Raw genomic sequence first — 1,778 nt, 5'->3', positions numbered from 1 at the left:
AAGGAGCATTCCTGTTAGAAGGTTTTCGGGGACTTGAACAAAAAGAGCCCTCTTGGTATGATGCGGGGTGTCAATCTGCTAGAATTGACCCCTAATTTGTTAACCAAGGAGGACTCCATATGGATTGTATAGAAAATCAAAAAATTAATCAAGTCACTGAAAAAACACTTGTCGTCGGTATCGACATTGCGAAGCGTACACATTTCGCTTGTTTTGTGGATGATCGTGGTCGTGTGCTTCAAAAATCATTCTCTGTATCCCAATCTCGGGATGGATTTGAGTCCTTCTATCAACGAATATTAAGGGCCATGAAGGATCATGACAAAACAGAAGTCTTAGTTGGAATAGAACCAACAGGTCATTATTGGCTCAATCTCGCTTATTTCTTGGAGGAGCGTGGGATACCCCTCGTTATAACAAATCCAATGCATGTCAAACGTTCTAAGGAATTAGATGACAATCTTCAAACGAAGAATGACCGTAAAGACGCATTAGTGATCGCAAGACTCTTAAAAGATGGACGCTTTAGCTATCCGCGTATTTTAAAAGAAAAAGAAGCTGAACTCCGAGTAGGATCTACTTTTCGAGGTAAATTGACAGAGGAGCTAGGTTCGGTCAAAAACATGATGATCCGATGGTTGGATCGCTATTTTCCTGAGTTCACTCAAGTTTTTCCGTCATTCGGAAAAATGGCCTTGGCCGTACTCGAATGTACTCCATTCCCGAGTGATCTTCACCAGAAACAACCTGATGAGGTATTGGACATTTACCGAAAGGTAGAGGGGTTAAAATCTCCTCAAAGACCAAAAGCGACACAACTCATTCAAGTCGCGGCTCAATCAATTGGAGTAACAGAAGGACGTGAGATGGCCCGTTTTGAAATCGCCACACTCGTTCGTCGTTACCACCAGTTAGAACAAGAAATCGAAAGCATTACTCAGAAATTAGTTGAACTTGTCAAAACATCTGTAGAATATGAATGGCTTACAACAGTTCAAGGATTAGGGGATACGACCATTGTCGATCTTTTAGCTGAAATCGGAAGCTTTTCACACTATAAAGATCCACGCCAACTAATAAAACTCGCGGGATTAACATTACGTGAAAATTCCTCTGGTCAGCATCAAGGTCAAAAGCGTATTTCCAAACGGGGAAGAAGAAAGCTACGTTCCCTCCTTTTCCGAGTGATGATGCCGATGATTCGCCATAATGAAGCCTTTAAAAAGCTACATGATTATTACACAAACCGTAAGGTGAATCCGTTACGCAAGAAGCAATCCATTGTGGTTCTATGCGGAAAGCTATTAAAAGTGTTACATGGAATCTGTACCAAGCACAAAGTGTTCGACGCACAGCGAATGATGAAGGATATCCCTAGTCTCGCAGAGGCTATGTAAAGTTCTACATCTTCTTAACAGACCTAGACAACAGGATGACACGGAGAAGCTGGCATTATTTTTTTCCATTCGACCTCGAGTCCCTTAAGGAGCTTCGCTAGCCTCTGCCTTATGACTAGACCGAACGAAGGAATGTAGGCACACAGATGCCAAGAGACATGGGAGGGTACGTCATCATAAGTTACGCAGAGATCCATTGTGCATCACATCATTCTCTAGCACTACTTACCATTATTACCCAGTAGTGGCCGCGTAGCGTACCCATAGGATGGAATAGTTTCACATAATATAAAAATATTGTTAGTATGCGTGTCGAAAATTATTTTTTTGACACCCCACCAACGGGTTAAACCGTTGATATATCAACATTTATAGAGGGAG

1 protein-coding gene is annotated in these 1,778 nt (G+C 41.9%); it reads left to right on the top strand.

Annotated features, from left to right (window positions below):
* Positions 1-119 precede the first annotated feature (119 nt).
* Positions 120-1,397 (top strand): IS110 family RNA-guided transposase, encoded by a 1,278-nt coding sequence (locus H538_RS0118135; protein WP_026678786.1) that lies wholly within the window; start codon positions 120-122, stop codon positions 1,395-1,397.
* Positions 1,398-1,778: the final 381 nt, after the last annotated feature.

The organism is Fictibacillus gelatini DSM 15865 (assembly GCF_000430745.1).
GTDB classification, from domain to species: Bacteria; Bacillota; Bacilli; order Bacillales; family Fictibacillaceae; genus Fictibacillus_A; species Fictibacillus_A gelatini.
The sequence above is the reverse complement of the archived record's forward strand: the minus strand, read 5'-3'. Positions and strand labels throughout refer to the sequence as shown.

What these genes read in the sequence shown, in the direction of transcription:
- H538_RS0118135 (WP_026678786.1), top strand. Translation starts at nt 120, where the DNA reads ATGGATTGTATAGAAAATCAAAAAATTAATCAAGTCACTGAAAAAACA.